We start from the raw sequence: 17078 nt of genomic DNA on the forward strand, positions 1-17078 counted from the left end.
GCCGGCGGAGGAGTGGGACGTGAACGGTCAGGGTGAGGTCGTCCACATCGGGGGTTACACCGCGCAGAGTGGCGGGCGGGGCAGCGGCATCGTCGCGGCACGCCGCGACCCGAGGACCGGGGCACTGACCCCACTCGGCACGGTGGCGGTCACCCCGTCCCCCTCCTTCCTGGCGCGGCACCCCACCCAGCCGGTGCTCTACGCGGTCAACGAACTGGCCGACGGGCAGATCAGCGCCTGGCAGGTCGGCGCGGACGGTGCGTTGGACCCGCTCGGCAGCCGGTCGACCGGCGGTGCCGAGCCCTGCCACCTGGCGGTGCTGCCCGGCGGCGGTCACCTGCTGGCGGCCAACTACGGCAGCGGCAGCATCGCGGTCTTCCCACTGGACCCGCAGGGCGTGCCCGGCGAGCGCAGCGACCTGGTCGTGCACGAGGGGCACGGCCCCGACCCGGAGCGCCAGGACCACGCCCACGCCCACATGGTCTCGCCGGGGGCGGGTCGCGGGCCGATCCTCGCCGTGGACCTCGGCACCGACTCGGTCTACCGGTACGACCTGGACGAGGCGACCGGACGACTGGTGCCACGTGCGCCGCGGATGCGTACGACGCCCGGCACCGGCCCTCGGCACCTGGCCCGGCACCCGGACGGACGGCGCTGCTACCTCGTCGGTGAGCTGGACGCCTCGGTCACCGCGTACGAGCTGACCGACGACGGCGCGTTGCACCAGCGTGGGCGGGTCGAAGCGAGTGAGCGGGCCGGTCACGTCCAGCCGTCGGAGGTCGCGGTCGCCCCGGACGGGCGGTTCCTCTACGTCGGCAACCGTGGGGTGGGGACGGTGGCGGTCTTCGCCCTGACCGGGGAGTTGCCCGAGCTGGTGGCCGAAGTGGACACCGGCGGCGAGTGGCCTCGGCACTTCGCTCTGATCGGTGGGCACCTCTACGTCGCCGACGAGCGGGCGGACATGGTGCGGGTGTTCCGGCGCGACGCCGACACCGGCGTCCTGGAGGTGGTCGGCGAGCCGGTGCCGGTGCCGAGTCCAACGTGCGTTTTGCCCTGAACGATGGTTTAGAGACGCGAGTGCTGCACTGATTCGGCAACGCCACGGGGCGGTTACGTCACTCTGTGTTGCAAAAAGGTGGTCAACTGTTTCTCCTCCGTAACTTTAGTCCGAACGGATGTGGCAGAGACGGCACCTAGTACGCAAGATGGTCACCGTGTCAGCAGGCCGCCATCGCATGCGTTCGAAACTCCACCTAGCCGCCGCCGCCGCAACGGCGGGGGTGCTCGTCGTGACGACGGGCGCGTGGTTCGGCTATCGGGAGTTGGTCCAGCCCAGTTGCTCCGGGGAGATCCGGCTTGCCGTGGCGGTCGCCTCCGAACTCGCGCCGGCGGTGGACGCCGCCGCGTCCCAGTGGGTCAAGGACGGCGCCGCGGTAGGCCCGACCTGCATCCGCGTCGACGTCTCGGCGTCCGACCCGGTCGACGTGGCGGCCGTGGTGGCGGCCAAGCACGGCGCTGTACTGGCCGGTGTGGGGCAGGCCAGTGGCACCGCCGTCAGCCCGGACGTCTGGGTGCCCGACTCCTCGACCTGGCTGCTGCGGTTGAAGAAGGACGCGACAGCGTTCGCTCCGACCAACGGCGCGTCAATCGCGCGCAGCCCCATCGTCGTCGCGATGCCCGAGCCGATCGCCACCCGACTGGGCTGGCCGGACAAGGAGTTCAACTGGACCGACCTGCTCAAGCAGGTAAACAACACGAGCACGCCGCTGCGGACCGGGATCGTCGAGCCGACCCGCGACGCGGCGGGCCTGTCCGGTCTGCTCTCGCTGACCGCCGCCGCCAACGGCGCCGGCGGTGACGCCCAACGCAACACCGTCGGCGCGCTCCGCGCGCTGGCCACCGGGCGCTCCTCGCTGCGCAACGACCTACTGGCCCGTTTCCCGACGGCCAACGACGCGACGTCCATCGCCAGTGGTCTCGGTGCGGCGGCTCTGTCCGAAGAAGACGTGATCGCGTACAACAGCAAGAAGCCGCCGGTGCCGCTCGCCGCGCTCTACATGCAGCCGGCGCCCATGCCGCTGGACTACCCGTACGCGGTGCTGCCCGGCATCGAGCCGAGCAAGGCGTCGGCGGCAAAGGTTCTGTTCGAACTGCTCACCAGCCCCACCTTCCGCGACCGGTTGGCCGCGCAGTCGCTGCGTGCGCCGGACGGCAACTGGGGCGAGGGCTTCAAGGCGCCGCAGGGTGCGCCGAGCCCGTCCGGCGGCGCGCCGACTGCGCCGGCGAACGGCGGCACCGCGGCTGGTGGTCTGGACCCGGCCGCCATCCAGCGGGTCGTCTCCAGTTGGTCGATCGCCACCCAGTCGGGTCGGATGCTTGCCGTCATCGACGTCTCCGGCTCGATGAAGGAGCCGGTTCCCTCCGCCAACAACCGGAGCCGGGAGGAGGTCACCGTCGACGCGGCGCGCCGCGGTCTGAGCCTCTTCGACGACTCCTGGTCGATCGGCCTGTGGACCTTCTCCACCAAGCTCGTCGGTAGCCGGGACTACCGGCAGTTGGTCCCGATCGGGCCGCTCTCCGGCCAGCGGGGCCAGTTGGAGGGGGCGCTGGCCACCGTCCGGCCCTCCGACGGCGGTACCGGTCTCTACGACACCATGCTGGCGGCCTACAAGGCGGTGCAGGAAGACTGGCAGCCCGGCCGTGTCAACTCGATCGTGCTGTTCACCGACGGCAAGAACGAGGACAACAGCGGTGTCAGCCAGGGGCAACTGCTCGCCGAGTTGAAGCGGACTGCCGACCCGGAGCGGCCGGTCCAGGTGATCATGATCGGTATCGGTGAGAGCGTCAGCAAGGCAGAGCTGGAGTCGATCACCAAGGTGACCGGTGGCGACGTCTTCGTCACCAAGGACCCGAGCGAGATCGGCAGCATCTTCCTCAGCGCCATCGCGCGGCGTCCGCCAGCGCCACGCTGATCCGACGCTCAGCCGTCCAGGGGGTCTGCCGTACCGCCGATTCGGTGTGGCAGGCCCCTTTTCGGCCAGCAGGTTGTTGAAGAAAAGTGACGGCAATACGTCGGAAGCAATCGGCAGTCATAGTTGTCAAGGCAGGATGTCGACTGTTCCGGCATAGTCGGTCCGCCTCCGGTCCGACCCGTCGGCCGGGGCCATCCTGTACAGAGTGGGAGGGCCGGTGAGCGTGGCGACACTGTTGACCCCCGCCACGTCGGCGGAGCCGGACGCTCGACGCGCCGGGCTGGTGGCCCGCGCCGACGAACGGTCCTACGTTCGGGTTCTGGTGGTGCTGGACACCACCGTCCTCATCATCGCGCTGCTGATCGGCTACGTCGCCCGTTTCGGTGAGGGCGAGCCGACCGGCTCGGAGATCCCGTACGTGCTGGTCGCCCCCGGGTTGGTGCTGGCCTGGCTGGTCTCGCTCAAGGCGCTCGGCTGCTACGACGACCGGGTGATCGGCTACGGGGCGGACGAGTACCGGCGGGTCAGTTCCGCCAGCCTGCGCCTGGCCGGGGCGATCGCCATCATCGGCTACATCGCCGACGTCGGCGTCTCCCGGGGGTTCCTGGGCATCTCCTTCGCGGTGGGCACCGTCGGGCTGGAGGTGGCGCGGTTCGCCGCCCGTAAGCGGCTGCACCGGGCCCGCTCGCTGGGTGTCGGCTGGTCTCGCAAGGTGTTGGTGGTCGGCGACACCGCCCACGTGCTGGAGTTGGTCCACACGCTGCGCCGCGAGCCGTACGCCGGCTACCAGGTGGTGGGCGCCTGCATCCCGGACGCGTTGCTCGCGCCGGTGGCGCAGCGGCTGGGTGACGTGCCGGTGGTGGGGTCGTTCCGGGGCATCCCGGAGGCCGCCACCGCGATCGGCGCGGACACGGTCGCGGTGACCGCCTCCGGTGAGCTGACAGCTACCCGGCTGCGCCGTCTCGGCTGGCAGTTGGAGGGGACCGGCGTCGACCTGGTCGTGGCACCCGCGCTGACCGACGTCGCCGGCCCGCGGATCCACACCCGCCCCGTCGCCGGCCTGCCGTTGATCCACGTCGAGGCGCCGGAGTTCCGTGGGGCCCGCAAGCTGGTGAAGGGTCTCGTCGACCGGTCCGTCTCGTCGCTGGCGCTGGCGGTGCTGCTGCCGCTGATCGCGTTCATCGCCCTGGCCATCAAACTGGACAGCCGGGGCCCGGTGCTGTTCCGGCAGGTCCGGGTCGGCCGGGGCGGGCAGGAGTTCGGCGTGTTCAAGTTCCGCACCATGGTGGTGAACGCGGACGCGCTGCTCGCCGAGCTGACCGCGCGCAACGAGACCGACGGCCTGATGTTCAAGATGCGCCAGGACCCCCGGGTGACGCGCGTCGGCCGGCTGCTGCGCAAGTGGTCACTGGACGAGCTGCCGCAGCTGGTCAACGTGCTGCTGGGTCAGATGAGCCTGGTCGGGCCCCGCCCGCCGCTGCCCTCGGAGGTGGCCCGTTACGACGGTGACGTGGCCCGACGGCTGCTGGTCAAGCCCGGCATGACCGGCCTGTGGCAGGTCAGTGGCCGCTCCGACCTGAGCTGGGAGGACGGCATCCGGCTCGACCTCTACTACGTGGAGAACTGGTCGCTCGCCGCCGACCTCACCATCCTCTGGAAGACCTTCGGCGCGGTGCTGAACGGCCGCGGCGCGTACTGAGCACCGGTCAGGGTTGCGGGCCGGTCCAGTCCAGGCAGACGACAACCGCGTCGTCGACCAGGTCGCCGGCCACGAACGCGCGCAGATCACCGATCAGCGATCGGACGGCGTCCAGGGGCGCCATCGGCCCGGTCCGCCGAAGGAACCGGTCCAGCGCCGTCTCGCCGTAGCGCACGTGCTGTCCGGTGGCCTCCACCACCCCGTCGCTGACCACGAAGACGCGGTCACCGCGCTCCAGCGGGAACTTCTGCTCGTGGTAGTCGGTCGCCTCGAACATGCCCAGCGGGAACTGCGCCTCCAGGGGCTGCTCGGTGACGTCGCCGTCGCGGAGCAGGACCAGTCGGGGCGACCCGGCGTCCACCACTGTCATCATCCCGGAGCGCAGGTCCAACTCCATCAGCAACGCGGACAGGTGCTGCTCGCCCCGGTACAGGTCGTAGATGGCCTGGTCGGCGAGGGCGGCCTGGTCGGCCAGGCCCAGCCCGGCCCGACGCGCGTTGCGCAACGCGTGAGTGGCCAGCGAGGTGAGCAGGGAGGCGGCCACCCCCTCACCGGTGCCGTTGATGGTGGACAACCAGAGCCGTTCCCCGTCGTCGGACCAGTCGAAGCTGTCGCCGCGCACCGCGTACGCCGGCTCCAACTGCCCGGCCAGGCTGAACGAGGGACGGATCCGGCTGCGGCCGGGGAGCAGGTCCCACTGCATCTCGGCGGCCAGGGTGAGGCGTTGGGAGCGCCGGGCCGCCCGATAGACGTCGGTGCCGGCGGAGACCGCCGCCACCTCGTGGGCGAGCGCGGTGGCGATCTCGGCCAATGCGGCGACGACGTCCCGGTCGTCCGCAACGGGTGACAGGCGCAGCACCCCTCGACGCTCGCCACGCATGGTGACCGGGAACCAGGCGGTGCCGTCGGTCAGTATCGGCGACTGGTGGTCGAAGGCGCGCCAGGCCGGGTGCCCGGGGCTGGTGATCGGGTCACCGTCGGTGAGTGGCAGCAGCTCCGCGATCCGGTAGTCGACCTGGTAGAGCTCGACCTCGGTGATCCCGTACGACTGGACGAGCACATCCCCGATACCACCGACGAGACGGTCAGCTGGTGTCTCGTTCAGGGCACGTCGTGCCCGATTGACCGGTTCGCTCATCGTCAGCCCTTCACTGAAAGCTCGACCACCAGGAGGTTCGGAGTACTCTCGGGCCACCATGGCCGAACTGAACCGTCCGATGGACCCTGAGACGAGTATGGCTGCCGCACTGGACGCGGCGGCCGCTGCCCTGCTGGGCATCTGGGAGTCTGCCCGGGAGGGGACCGCCAACCGCGTGTCGGGTGCCCAGTTACGGGCGGTGATGGTGGTGGAGCAGCACGACGGGATCAACCTGCGTCGCCTCGCCACCCGACTCGACATGCTGCTCAGCTCCGCCAGCCGTCTCTGCGACCGGCTGGTCGCCGCCGGCATGCTGGAGCGCGAGCCGGGCCGCTTCGACCGGCGGGAGATCTCGCTGCACCTCACCCCGGAGGCCCGCCGGCTCGTCGCCGAGTTGCGGGCCGACCGCCAGGGCCAACTCGCCGCCGTGTTGGCCGGGATGAGCTGGGAGGGCCGCGACGCCCTGCTGCGCGGGATGCGGGAGTTCGACGAGACCGCCCGCCGCCAACAGGCGCAGAACGCGCCTCCACCGGACGAGCCGACGGGCCAGGGGGACTGGCCGAACGACCCGGACCGGCCCGGTGGGCGGTCGGGAAACTGGCCGGTCGAGTCGGCTCGGCAGACCCAAGCGGGGTGGACGGGTTCGTCGGGGGGCCCGGAACGATCGCTCGGCTCCACTCGGGATTGGCCGGCCGACGACCCGCCGGTGGCGCGCACCGCCTGATCGAGCCGGCCGGGCTGTCGCCCGTCGGTCATGCCGAGGCGCCCACGGCCAGCATCGCGATGTCGTCGTGGGCCTGCCCGTCCAACCAGTCGTCGACCGCCCGCAGTACCCGGTCGATCAGTGCCGCCGGGGGTTGACCGGCCGCCGCGACCAGCGCGGCCCGCAACCGGGCCTCGCCGAACATCCCCGCGTCGCGCGGTCCGCGCGCCTCGGTCACCCCATCGGTGTACGCGAGCAGCAGGTCGCCCGGATCGAGGTGCACCCGCGCCTCGGCGAACCGGGCGGCGGTCAGCGCCCCCACCGGCATGCCACCGACCGGGACCGTGGTGACGGTGCCGTCGGCGGTGACCAGCAGTGGCGCCGGGTGCCCTCCGCCGGCGATCCGGACGTCCAGCCCGGCCGACCCTCGGTCGAGCGAGCCGAGCAGCACTGTGGTGAACTGGCTGCGCCGTGCCGCGTCCGGCGCGTCGAACAGCGCCTGGTTGAGCAGCTGGATCAGCTCCAGTGGGCGTTGCTCGACGAGCCGCAGCGTCTGCAACGACTGGCGGACCCGGCCGGTCAGCACCGCCGCGCCCACGCCCTTGCCGGACACGTCGCCGAGCGCGAACAGGGCGCCCTGTGGGTGTGGGAACACCTCGTAGAAGTCACCGCCGATGCGCAGGGTGTCGCCCGCTGCCCGGTAGCCGCCGGCCATCGTCACGCCGGGCACCGTGGGCAGCTCGGGCGGGAGCAGGCTGGTCTGCAGCACCCGGGCCAGGTGGGCCTGCTCACCGTGCAGGTCGGCGGTGGCCAGTGCGGCACCCGCGCGGGCGGCGAACTCCCGGGCCAGCTCCACGTCGCGCCTGTCGAAGCCAGCCCGCTCGGGCCGACGGATGAGCAGCAGCGCCCCGGCGGACCCGCTGGCGCTGAGCAGCGGGCTGACCAGCACCATGCCCGGAGGGCCGAACCCGGGCGGCAGCAGGTCGGCCAGTTCGGTGCGCGGGGCGTCCGGCCAGGTGCCCGGCTCGGCAGCTTCGCCGGCCAGCGCCTCGGCCAGCCCGGGCACCGCGCCGGTCAGCGCGGGACCGGCCAGCCCGGTGACAGGGGCGGGCTCACCGTCGGCGTACCGGATCCACCGGGGGTGCGGCTCGGCCGGCACCGTCGGTCGGGGCAGTGCCACGGCGACGTCGGCCAGGTAGGGGACGGCGAGCGTGGCGGTGGCCAGGAGGACCTGGTCCCGGTGCAGGGCCAGCGCCAGTCGGCTGCCGGCCTGGGCGAGGAACGCGGTGCGGGAGCGTTCGGCGAGCAGGGCGTCGGCGCGGGCGTGCTCCTCGGTGACGTCGCGGACATACCACGCCCACCGGGAGCCGGCGAGTTGCCGCCGGACGCCGCGCAGTCGCCGGCCGTGGTGGTCGGCGTCGAAGCGGTCAGCGCCGCTGGCGACCGCCCGGGCCAGGGGTGCCACCGGGCAGCCGGCCAGCTCGGTGCCGGCGTCGATCTCGGGGATCAGCTCGGCCGCCATGGCGTTGACCAGGGTGACCCGGCCGGTCCCGTCCGTTGTCAGCACGGCCTCGGCGAGCCCGTCGAGCAGCTCGCGAGCCAACAGCTCGTCGGCCGGCAACGGGGTGCCGCCGGGTTGCCGGGTCGTGGTCACCGCCGGACGCCGGCTCGCGTCTGACGACGTGTGCGCATGCTGCTTCTCGACTCCTCACCGGGGATCGTTGCCTGGGGGCAAGGGTACCGATCCTCCCCGACAGCGGCGCACGGCGCGGGGTGGAGATCAGCCGGAGCGGGCCAACCAGCCGACGGGCTGGGCGACGATCCGGCGGGCCACCGATCCGGCGGCACCCACCGCCGCGGCCTCCGCGCCGAGCGTCGACGGCCGGACCGTGACCGGCGACCAGGCCGCTGTGAGCACCCGGGCGTCGATCTCGGCGAGGACCGGGGGGCACAGCCAGGGTGCGAGCGCGGCGTAACCGCCACCGAGCACCACGGTGTCCAGGTCGAGCAGGTTGACGACGCCGGCCACCGCGACGCCGAGCGCCGTTCCGGCGTCGTGCAGCGCCCGCAGCGCATCGGCGTCCCCGGCCTCGGCCAACTCGGCGAGCCGGGCCGTCGCGGTGTCCGCGGGAAGCTCCGCCCTAGCCAGCCCGGCGGCAGACACGATCGCCTCCTGGCCGGCGTACTGCTCCAGGCAACCCTGCCCGCCGCAGCGGCACGGACGGCCCTCGGGGTGGACCGGAAGGTGCCCGATCTCGCCGCTCCACCCGCGTACGCCGCGAAACAGCGCACCGTCCAGCACGATGCCGGCGCCGATGCCCACCTCCCCGGAGATGTGCAGGAAGCTGGACGAGCAGCCGGGCGGCTGAGAGTGCAGCTCGCCGAGCGCGGCGAGGTTGGCCTCGTTGTCCACCGTCAGCGCCGGGATGCCGGGCACCTGCTCGATCAGCGGAGGGTGCTTGGCGAGCAGCGCAGGCACCGGCACGTCACGCCAGCCGAGGTTCGGCGCGAGCCGGACCAGCCCGTCGTCGTCCACCAGGCCGGGCACCGCGAGCGCGGCCCCGACCAGGGTGAGGCCGTGCTGCGCAGCGTCGTCGCGCGCCGCCCCGGCCATCTCGACCAGGCGGGCCAGGGCGTCGGCGGGGGCCACCGGGCGCAGGTCGGCCCGGTGCACAGTGCGGTGCCGGACCTGGCCGGCGAGATCGACCACGCAGACCGCAAGGTAGTCGACGTTGACCTCCAGGCCGAGCCCGGCCGGACCCTGATCGGCCAGGACCAGCCCGCGCGCCGGCCGGCCGGCGCCCGAGCGGGGCGCGGGGTCGGACTCACTGACCAGCCGGCCGGCGAGCAGGTCCTCGACCACCGCGGACACTGTGGCTCTGGTCAGGCCGGTCGCGGTCGCCAGGTCGGCCCGGGACGGAGGGCGGTCGGCCGCGGCGATCCGGCCGAGGACGAGGGCGAGGTTGAGCTCGCGGAGACTGCCCTGACGGACTGCGCCGGCCGGGGCGTGGGTGAGGCTCACCCCTTGACAGTGCCATAGGGTGGGCAAATAATTCAATCGCTGAACAAATAGCGGACAACACCACCCCGGAGGTCGCTCATGGCACCCCGTCCCACCCCCGCCGACAAGTTCTCCTTCGGGCTCTGGACCGTGGGCTGGCAGGCCCGCGACCCGTTCGGTGACGCCACCCGTCCCGAGCTCGACGCGGTCGAGGCGGCGCACCGGCTCGCCGAACTGGGCGCGTACGGCATCACCTTCCACGACGACGACCTGATCCCGTTCGGCGTCGACGCGGCCACCCGTGACCAGCACATCGCCCGGTTCCGCAAGGCCCTCGACGAGACCGGCCTCGTGGTGCCCATGGTCACCACCAACCTCTTCACCCACCCGATCTTCAAGGACGGCGGCTTCACCAGCAACGACCGCGACGTCCGCCGGTACGCGCTGCGCAAGGTGCTGCGTCAGGTCGACCTGGCCGCCGAGCTGGGTGCCAGCACCTTCGTCATGTGGGGTGGGCGCGAGGGCTCCGAGTACGACCTCGCCAAGGACGTCCGCGCCGCCCTGGACCGCTACCGCGAGGCAGTGAACCTGCTCACCCAGTACTCCATCGACAAGGGCTACAACCTGCGGTTCGCCCTGGAGCCCAAGCCCAACGAGCCGCGCGGCGACATCCTGCTGCCGACCATCGGGCACGCGCTCGGCTTCATCTCCCAGCTGGCCCACCCGGAGCTGGTCGGCCTCAACCCGGAGGTCGGCCACGAGCAGATGGCCGGGCTCAACTACGCCCACGGCATCGCCCAGGCGCTCTGGCAGGGCAAGCTGTTCCACCTGGACCTCAACGGCCAGCGCGGCATCAAGTACGACCAGGACCTGGTCTTCGGCCACGGTGACCTGATGAACGCGTTCGCCCTGGTGGACCTCCTGGAGAACGGCGGCCCCAACGGCGGCCCGGCCTACGACGGCCCCCGGCACTTCGACTACAAGCCCTCCCGCACCGAGGACATGGACGGTGTCTGGGCCTCCGCAGCGGCCAACATGAGCACCTACCTGCTGCTCAAGGAGCGGGCGGCGGCGTTCCGCGCCGACCCCGAGGTGATCGAGGCGCTCGCCGCCAGCAAGGTCGGCGAGCTGAGCACGCCGACGCTCGGCGACGGCGAGAGCTACGACGAGCTCCTGGCCGACCGGTCCGCGTTCGAGGACGTCGACGTGGACGCGGTGGCCGCCCGGGGCTTCGCCTTCGTCCGGCTCAACCAGCTCGCCGTCGAGCACCTGCTCGGCGCCCGCTGAGGCCCCGCCATGCCGTTGGTCGCAGGCGTTGACTCGTCCACCCAGTCCTGCAAGGTGGTGATCCGGGACGCGGAGACCGGCGCCCTGCTCCGGCAGGGCCGGGCACCGCACCCGGACGGCACGGAGGTCGACCCGGAAGCCTGGTGGCAGGCGCTGCGCAGCGCCGCCGACCAGGCCGGCGGGTTGGCCGACGTGGCGGCGATCTCCGTCGCCGGCCAGCAGCACGGCATGGTGTGCCTCGACGAGGACGGCCGGGTGGTCCGCCCGGCGCTGCTGTGGAACGACACCCGGTCCGCCGACGCCGCCGCCGACCTGATCGAGGAGGCCGGCGGCGGCTCGGCGGGGAGCCGGTTCTGGGCCGAGGCCACCGGCAGCGTTCCGGTGGCCAGCTTCACCCTCACCAAGCTGCGGTGGCTGGCCCGGCACGAACCGGAGCTGGCCGCCCGGGTGGCCGCCGTCTGCCTGCCACACGACTGGCTGACCTGGCGGCTGGCCGGTGCGCCCGGGTTGGGCGCGCTGCGTACCGACCGGGGCGACGCCAGCGGCACCAGCTACTGGTCGCCGGCCACCGGTGAGTACCGACTGGACCTGCTGGAGCGGGGCTTCGGTCGGCGGCTGGTGGTGCCCGAGGTGCTCGGTCCGGCGGAGTCGGCGGGAAAGCTGGCCGACGACCTGGGTGGGTCGGGTGGCGCGCTGCTCGGCGCGGGCACCGGAGACAACGCCGCCGCCGCGCTGGGTGTCGGCGCCGGGCCGGGTGACGTGATCGTCTCGATCGGCACCTCCGGCACCGTGTTCAGCGTGGCCGACGTGCCGGCCGCCGACGAGAGCGGCACCGTCGCGGGCTTCGCCGACGCGTCCGGTCGTTTCCTGCCGCTGGTTGCCACGCTCAACGCCGCGCGGGTGCTGGACGCCGCCGCCGCGATGCTCGGCGTCGACCTGGACCAGCTGGCCGAGCTGGCGCTCTCCGCGCCGGCCGGGGCGGACGGGCTGGTCATGGTGCCCTACCTGGAGGGTGAGCGGACGCCGAACCGGCCGCTCGCCACCGGCGCGGTGCACGGCCTGACCCTGCGCACGTCGACCCCCGCGCACCTGGCGCGGGCCGCCGTGGAGGGCATGCTCTGCGCGCTCGCCGACGGCCTGGACGCGTTGACCGCGCAGGGCGCCGTCGCCCGCCGGGTCATCCTGATCGGCGGCGGGGCCCGGTCGGCAGCGGTGCGTCAGATCGCCCCGCAGGTCTTCGGCTGCCCGGTGGTGGTACCGCCGCCCGGCGAGTACGTCGCCGACGGGGCGGCCCGCCAGGCCGCCTGGGTCGCCCTGGGTGGTGCCGCGCCGCCGGTCTGGGCGGTCGAGGGCACCGAGGAGTACGCGGCAGAGCCCGTCCCCGCCGTCCGCGAGCAGTACGCCGCAGCCCGCGGGCTGGTGCTCGACCGGCGCTGAGCGTCGGGATCGACGCGGGTGGTTGCCGGCCCACGGTGACCGGCACCCACCCGCGTGACGACCTCCTGCACGGAGTCTGGTTGGCTGCCGGTCATGACGGTGACCACTGGCGGGCCCGGCCTGCGCCCGCACGGTCGGGGCGGTGGGCGGACGCACCGGGCGTACAGCGTCGTGGTGTTCGTGCTGCTCGCCTCGCTGGACAACGTGGCGATCGGGCTGGTCCCCCCGCTGTACGGCCCGATCTCCGACGCGTTCGACGTGTCCGGGCGGCTGCTCGGCGTGGTCACCGCGGTCAGCTTCCTGGTCAGCGCGGTCGCGGCGGTCGGCTGGGCGTACGTCGGGGACCGGACCAACCGCAAGCCGCTGCTCATGGTGGGCACGCTGCTGTGGGCGGCGGGCACGGGCGGTAGCGCGCTTGCCGGCGGCTACCTGACGTTCCTGGCCGCGCAGTTGGTCGCGGCGGTCGGCCTCGGCGCGGTCGGCTCGGTGGGCTTCTCCGTGGTCACCGACCTGATCTCACCGACCCGACGAGGGCTGGTGATGAGCTTCTGGGGGCTCTCCCAGGGGGTCGGCACCCTGGCGGGCACTCTCGTCGGCGGGCTGCTCGGGGCGGCCGACTGGCGCCGACCGTTCCTGCTGCTGACCGGCGTCGGCCTGGCCGCCACATTGGCCTACCTGTTCACGTACGACATCCGGCGAGGCCAGAGCGAGCCGGAACTGGCCGGCCGGATCGACGCCGGCGCCGAGTACGACTACCGGATCAGCCGCGCCGACCTGCCGCGCATCCTGGGCCGGCGGACCAACCGGTGGCTGATCCTGCAGGGGCTGACCGCGCAGGCCGCGTTCGGCTCCCTGGTCTGGTTGCCGGTGCTCTTCGCCGAACGCGCCGAGGCCCAGGGTTACTCCACGTCGACGGCGGTGGTGGTGGGCAGTGTCTTCGCCACCCTGTTCCAGCTCGGTGGGGTGCTGTCCATCGTGGGTGGGTTGATCGGCGACGCTGTGCAACGGCGTACCCCGCGCGGGCGGGCACTCGTCGCCTCGATCGGCGTCCTCGCCGCGCTGCCGTTCTACCTGGTGTTGTTCTTCGTTCCGGTGACCATCGACGTGCCGGACGGCGCCAGCGGTGGGGCGGTGGTCGGTGCGGTGCTGGCCAGTGTGTTCACCGAGCCGTCGGTCGGGCTGAGCCTGCTCACCGCGATCGTGGCGCTCGCGTTGACCTCGGCCAACTCGCCGAACTGGTTCGCGTTGATCGCCGACGTCAACCCGCCGGAGCACCGGGGCACTGTCTACAGCCTGGGCAACCTGGTCAACGGGGTCGGTCGCGCGGCCGGCAACGGGCTGGTGGGGGTGGCCTTCCAGGCGCTGCGAGGGGCGTTCCCGCCACCGCTGAACTTCGCCGTCGGGCTGGCCGCGTTCCAGCTCTTCTTCATCCCCACCGGCGTCATGTACTGGCTCGCCTCGCGGACCTCACCGGCGGACATCGACAACGTGCACGACCTGCTGCACACCCGAGCCGACCGCCTCTGACCCCACCCCACCCCACCCCCGCCCCACCCCGGCCCTGTCGATCATGGAGTTGTGGTGGGTGACAATTGGCCCGTAAGGCACCAAGCCAGGCACCATAACTCCATGATCGACGGGCCGGATCGCCCCCCGGCCCGCGATCTTGCGCTTACCGTCCCGACAAAGGCGGGCATTGAACCCATATCGACGACCGAAGCTGCAAGATCGGCGCGACGGCGGCGTCGGGGACACGTTCGGTGTGCGGTTCCGAGGACCTAGGCGTCCCCGCACGTCCTGCGCCACTCAAGATCGCGCTACTTCCTGGTTCTAGTTGCCTTCCGGCGGGCCGAGGCCACTGCATCCTGGAAGTAGCGCGATCTTGAGGGTGCGGGGCGCGGGCGGGCGGGGGCGCGGCGGGCGGGCGCGCGGCGGGCGGGCGTGAATCGTCTACGGCATCAGCTCCATAGCGAGCCGGTCCACACCGACCGGCCCGCCCGCGAGTACCGCCGAACGGGCCGGTCGGCGCTGGGTCAGCCGCGCAGCCAGACGGTCACGTCGGTCGGGACCGTGCCGTCGTCGTCCAGGGGCGCGCTGGCGGCGAGCAGCTCGGCACCGGCCGGCACCGGCACCGGTGCGGCGCCGAAGTTGGTCAGCACCGTCAGATCACCGTTGCGGAAGCTCAGCACCTCGTCGCCGGAGGACAGCCACTCCAGGGTGCCGCGACCCAGCCCGTGGGCGCGGCGCAACCGCAGCGCCGTGCGGTACAGCTCGTACGTCGAGCCGGGCACATCGCGCTGGCGGTCCAGCGCGTACTCCGCCCAGAGCGGGGGCTGCGGCAACCAGCTCGCGTCGGTCGGCCCGAAGCCGTACGACGGGGCGTCGGCCTCCCACGGGATCGGCACCCGGCAGCCGTCGCGGCCGCGCTGGGTGTGCCCGCTGCGCGCCCAGGTCGGGTCCTGACGAGCCTCGTCGGGCAGGGTGGTGTGCTCGGGCAGCCCCAGCTCCTCACCCTGGTAGAGGTACGCCGAGCCGGGCAGCGCGAGCATCAGCAGGGTGGCCGCCCGGGCCCGGCGCAGACCAAGTGCGGCGTCCGGCTGCGGGTCGCCGATGCCGATGCCGTTGGGGCGGACGGTGCCCACCGGCAGACCGAGCCGGGAGGCGTGCCGCACCACGTCGTGGTTGGACAGCACCCAGGTGGTCGGCGCGCCGACCGAGTCGGTCGCCTCCAACGAGCGGGTGATCACCGCGTACTGGGCCGGTGCGCTCCACGCGGCGAGCAGGTACTCGAAGTTGAACGCCTGGTGCATCTCGTCCGGGCGGACGTAGCGGGCCAGCCGCTCGGCAGGCTCAACCCAGGCCTCGGCGACCAGCACCCGCTCACCGGGGTAGCTGTCCAGCACCTGCCGCCACTGCCGGTAGATCTCGTGCACGCCGTCCTGGTCCCACATCGGCGGGCGCGGCTTGTCGATCTCGTTGCCGGAGAGGATCTCCTGCGGCTCCTGCCAGTCCGCCAGGTCGGCCTGCTTGATGAGGCCGTGCGCCACGTCCACCCGGAAGCCGTCCACCCCGCGGTCCAGCCAGAACCGCAGCACGTCCAGGAACTCCGCGTGCACCTCCGGGTTGTCCCAGTTGAGGTCCGGCTGCCCGGTGTCGAACAGGTGCAGGTACCACTGGCCGGGCTGCCCGTCGGCGTCGACCGTCCGGGTCCAGGCCGGACCGCCGAAGACGCTCTGCCAGTCGTTCGGCGGCTGGTCGCCGGCCGGACCGAGGCCGTCCCGGAAGATGTAGCGCGACCGTTCCGGGCTGCCGGGCGCGGCCGGCAGCGCGGCCTGGAACCAGCGATGCGCCGAGGAGGTGTGGTTCGGGACCAGGTCGACGATCACCCTCAGGTTGCGGGACCGGGCCTCGGCGATCAGCTTGTCCGCGTCGGCCAGGGTGCCGAACAACGGGTCGATGTCGCGGTAGTCGGCCACGTCGTAGCCGGCGTCGGCCTGCGGCGAGGGGTAGAAGGGAGAGAGCCACACCGCGTCCACACCCAGCTCGACCAGGTGGTCGAGGCGGGCGGTGATGCCGGGAAGGTCACCGACTCCGTCCCCGTCCGAGTCGGCGAACGAGCGGGGGTAGATCTGGTAGATGGCGGCCTCGGTCCACCAGCCGGTGGCCGGGTTGCCGGAGGAGGTCTGCTGCGTCGGGTCGGTGTTCAGGGTCGTCTCCCGTGTTGCGGTGTTTTGGATTTCAGTGTGCCCGGGGCGGCGCGGTCGAATCCCGGACCACCAACCGAGTGGGCAGGACCACCGGAGTGTCGCAACCGGCGCCCCGTTGACTGACGATAGGGCCCGGGGGTCGGGCCCCGAGCGGGTCGAGCAGCATCTGGGCGGCCAGCCGGCCCTGCTCGGCGGCGGGCTGGGCGACGGTGCTCAGCCCGAGCACGCCGGCCAGGTCGTGGTCGTCGATGCCGACCACGCTGACGTCCTGCGGCACCCGCAGTCCGACGTCGCGCAGGGCGGTCATCGCGCCCATCGCCATCTCGTCGCAGGCGGCGACGATCGCGGTCGGCGGCTCGCCGCGGGCCAGCAGTTCAGCGGTTGCCCGGTTGCCGCCGTCGATGGTGAAGGTGGACTCGATGTCCAGTGTGGGGTCGGGTCGCAGGCCGGCGGAGCGCAGCGCCGCCTGGTAACCCCGGCGTCGGTCGAGGTGGGTGGTGAAGGCCAGCTCGTCGTCCGGGTCGCCGGAGATGTGGGCGATCCGGTGATGGCCGAGGTCGATCAGATGCTTGGTCGCGGCCCGCGCGGCCGCCACGTCGTCGATCCGTACACACGGCCAGTTCGGCACCCTGCTGCCCGAGCTGATGGTGACGCCGGGCAGTTCCAGCGAGGCCAGCGCGGTCAGGTCGGCCGGGCGCAGGGGCGTGGCGACCAGCATCATGGCGTCCACCCGCTTGTGCAGGTTGGCCGTACGCAGGACCCGCTGGCGGACCTGCTCCCGGCCGCCCAGGTTGTAGAGCAGCAGGTCGTAGCCGGACTGGTGGAGGTACTCCTCGACCGCCTCGACGACGGTGCTGAAGAACCAGCGGGTGATCCGGGGGACCACCACCGCTACCGTGCCGGTCCGGCCGCCGGCGAGCCGGGACGCGCTCGGTGAGACTTCGTAGTCGAGTTGTTCGGCGGCGGCGATCACCCGGCGGCGGGTGGCGGCCGAGACCGTCGGTAGTCCGCGCAGCGCCCGCGAGACGGTGGCCGTGGACACTCCGGCCAGCCGGGCCACATCATCGATCCTCGTCACGGTTTCCCCCGCTCGGTGCCCGGAGCGTCCGCCGCCGCCCGAGGGGCCGGGTGGCG

Annotated in this window: 12 protein-coding genes; 7 read left to right on the forward strand and 5 right to left on the reverse strand. The window is 72.7% G+C overall.

Annotation, left to right across the window (positions count from 1 at the left end):
• The first annotated feature begins 19 nt into the window (after positions 1 to 19).
• The 3 genes from OH804_RS34030 (at position 20) to OH804_RS34040 (ending at position 4671) form a co-directional block, all read left to right on the forward strand.
• Positions 20 to 1057: a lactonase family protein gene (locus tag OH804_RS34030; RefSeq protein WP_196919448.1), complete on the forward strand. Its 1038-nt coding sequence runs from the start codon at positions 20 to 22 to the stop codon at positions 1055 to 1057.
• Positions 1058 to 1214: 157 nt separating this feature from the next.
• Positions 1215 to 2972, forward strand: coding sequence for a substrate-binding domain-containing protein (locus OH804_RS34035; RefSeq protein ID WP_196919447.1), 1758 nt, complete (start codon positions 1215 to 1217; stop codon positions 2970 to 2972).
• A 217-nt stretch (positions 2973 to 3189) separates the two neighbouring features.
• Positions 3190 to 4671 carry a sugar transferase gene (locus OH804_RS34040; protein ID WP_196919446.1) on the forward strand — a complete coding sequence of 494 codons (1482 nt, stop codon included), beginning with the start codon at positions 3190 to 3192 and terminating at the stop codon, positions 4669 to 4671.
• 7 nt (positions 4672 to 4678) lie between these two features.
• On the opposite strand, the gene OH804_RS34045 is transcribed toward OH804_RS34040, so the two are convergent.
• Positions 4679 to 5809 (reverse strand): PP2C family protein-serine/threonine phosphatase, encoded by a 1131-nt coding sequence (locus tag OH804_RS34045; RefSeq protein ID WP_196919445.1) that lies wholly within the window; start codon positions 5807 to 5809, stop codon positions 4679 to 4681.
• A 97-nt stretch (positions 5810 to 5906) separates the two neighbouring features.
• On the opposite strand from OH804_RS34045, the gene OH804_RS34050 reads away from it, so the two are divergent.
• Positions 5907 to 6533 carry a MarR family winged helix-turn-helix transcriptional regulator gene (locus OH804_RS34050; protein WP_406061764.1) on the forward strand — a complete coding sequence of 209 codons (627 nt, stop codon included), beginning with the start codon at positions 5907 to 5909 and terminating at the stop codon, positions 6531 to 6533.
• A 28-nt stretch (positions 6534 to 6561) separates the two neighbouring features.
• Here the strand turns inward: OH804_RS34050 and OH804_RS34055 are convergent, their stop codons facing one another.
• Together OH804_RS34055 and OH804_RS34060 are read right to left on the reverse strand one after the other, a co-directional pair.
• Positions 6562 to 8166 carry a SpoIIE family protein phosphatase gene (locus OH804_RS34055; RefSeq protein ID WP_406061766.1) on the reverse strand — a complete coding sequence of 535 codons (1605 nt, stop codon included), beginning with the start codon at positions 8164 to 8166 and terminating at the stop codon, positions 6562 to 6564.
• A 126-nt stretch (positions 8167 to 8292) separates the two neighbouring features.
• Entirely contained in the window at positions 8293 to 9534 is a 1242-nt protein-coding gene (locus OH804_RS34060; protein ID WP_406061768.1) for an ROK family protein, read from the reverse strand.
• Positions 9535 to 9612: 78 nt separating this feature from the next.
• On the opposite strand from OH804_RS34060, the gene xylA reads away from it, so the two are divergent.
• From xylA to OH804_RS34075, 3 genes are all read left to right on the forward strand, one after another.
• Entirely contained in the window at positions 9613 to 10800 is a 1188-nt protein-coding gene (gene xylA / locus OH804_RS34065) for a xylose isomerase (RefSeq protein ID WP_406061770.1), read from the forward strand.
• Positions 10801 to 10809: 9 nt separating this feature from the next.
• Entirely contained in the window at positions 10810 to 12237 is a 1428-nt protein-coding gene (gene xylB / locus OH804_RS34070; protein ID WP_196919441.1) for a xylulokinase, read from the forward strand.
• Positions 12238 to 12330: 93 nt separating this feature from the next.
• Positions 12331 to 13764: an MFS transporter gene (locus OH804_RS34075; protein WP_406061773.1), complete on the forward strand. Its 1434-nt coding sequence runs from the start codon at positions 12331 to 12333 to the stop codon at positions 13762 to 13764.
• 506 nt (positions 13765 to 14270) lie between these two features.
• Here the strand turns inward: OH804_RS34075 and OH804_RS34080 are convergent.
• Together OH804_RS34080 and OH804_RS34085 are read right to left on the reverse strand one after the other, a co-directional pair.
• Positions 14271 to 15944 (reverse strand): glycoside hydrolase family 13 protein, encoded by a 1674-nt coding sequence (locus tag OH804_RS34080; RefSeq protein WP_406066771.1) that lies wholly within the window; start codon positions 15942 to 15944, stop codon positions 14271 to 14273.
• Positions 15945 to 15975: 31 nt separating this feature from the next.
• Positions 15976 to 17022 carry a LacI family DNA-binding transcriptional regulator gene (locus tag OH804_RS34085; protein ID WP_196919439.1) on the reverse strand — a complete coding sequence of 349 codons (1047 nt, stop codon included), beginning with the start codon at positions 17020 to 17022 and terminating at the stop codon, positions 15976 to 15978.
• Positions 17023 to 17078: the final 56 nt, after the last annotated feature.

Origin of the sequence: Micromonospora sp. NBC_00860 (assembly GCF_045207375.1) — a bacterium.
Taxonomy (GTDB): Bacteria; Actinomycetota; Actinomycetes; order Mycobacteriales; family Micromonosporaceae; genus Micromonospora; species Micromonospora vinacea.

Bases quoted from the DNA above. Each gene is read 5' to 3' on its own strand.
- OH804_RS34045 (WP_196919445.1), bottom strand. From the start codon at position 5,809: ATGAGCGAACCGGTCAATCGGGCACGACGTGCCCTGAACGAGACACCA.
- OH804_RS34050 (WP_406061764.1), top strand. From the start codon at position 5,907: ATGGCTGCCGCACTGGACGCGGCGGCCGCTGCCCTGCTGGGCATCTGG.
- xylA (WP_406061770.1), top strand. From the start codon at position 9,613: ATGGCACCCCGTCCCACCCCCGCCGACAAGTTCTCCTTCGGGCTCTGG.
- xylB (WP_196919441.1), top strand. From the start codon at position 10,810: ATGCCGTTGGTCGCAGGCGTTGACTCGTCCACCCAGTCCTGCAAGGTG.
- OH804_RS34075 (WP_406061773.1), top strand. From the start codon at position 12,331: ATGACGGTGACCACTGGCGGGCCCGGCCTGCGCCCGCACGGTCGGGGC.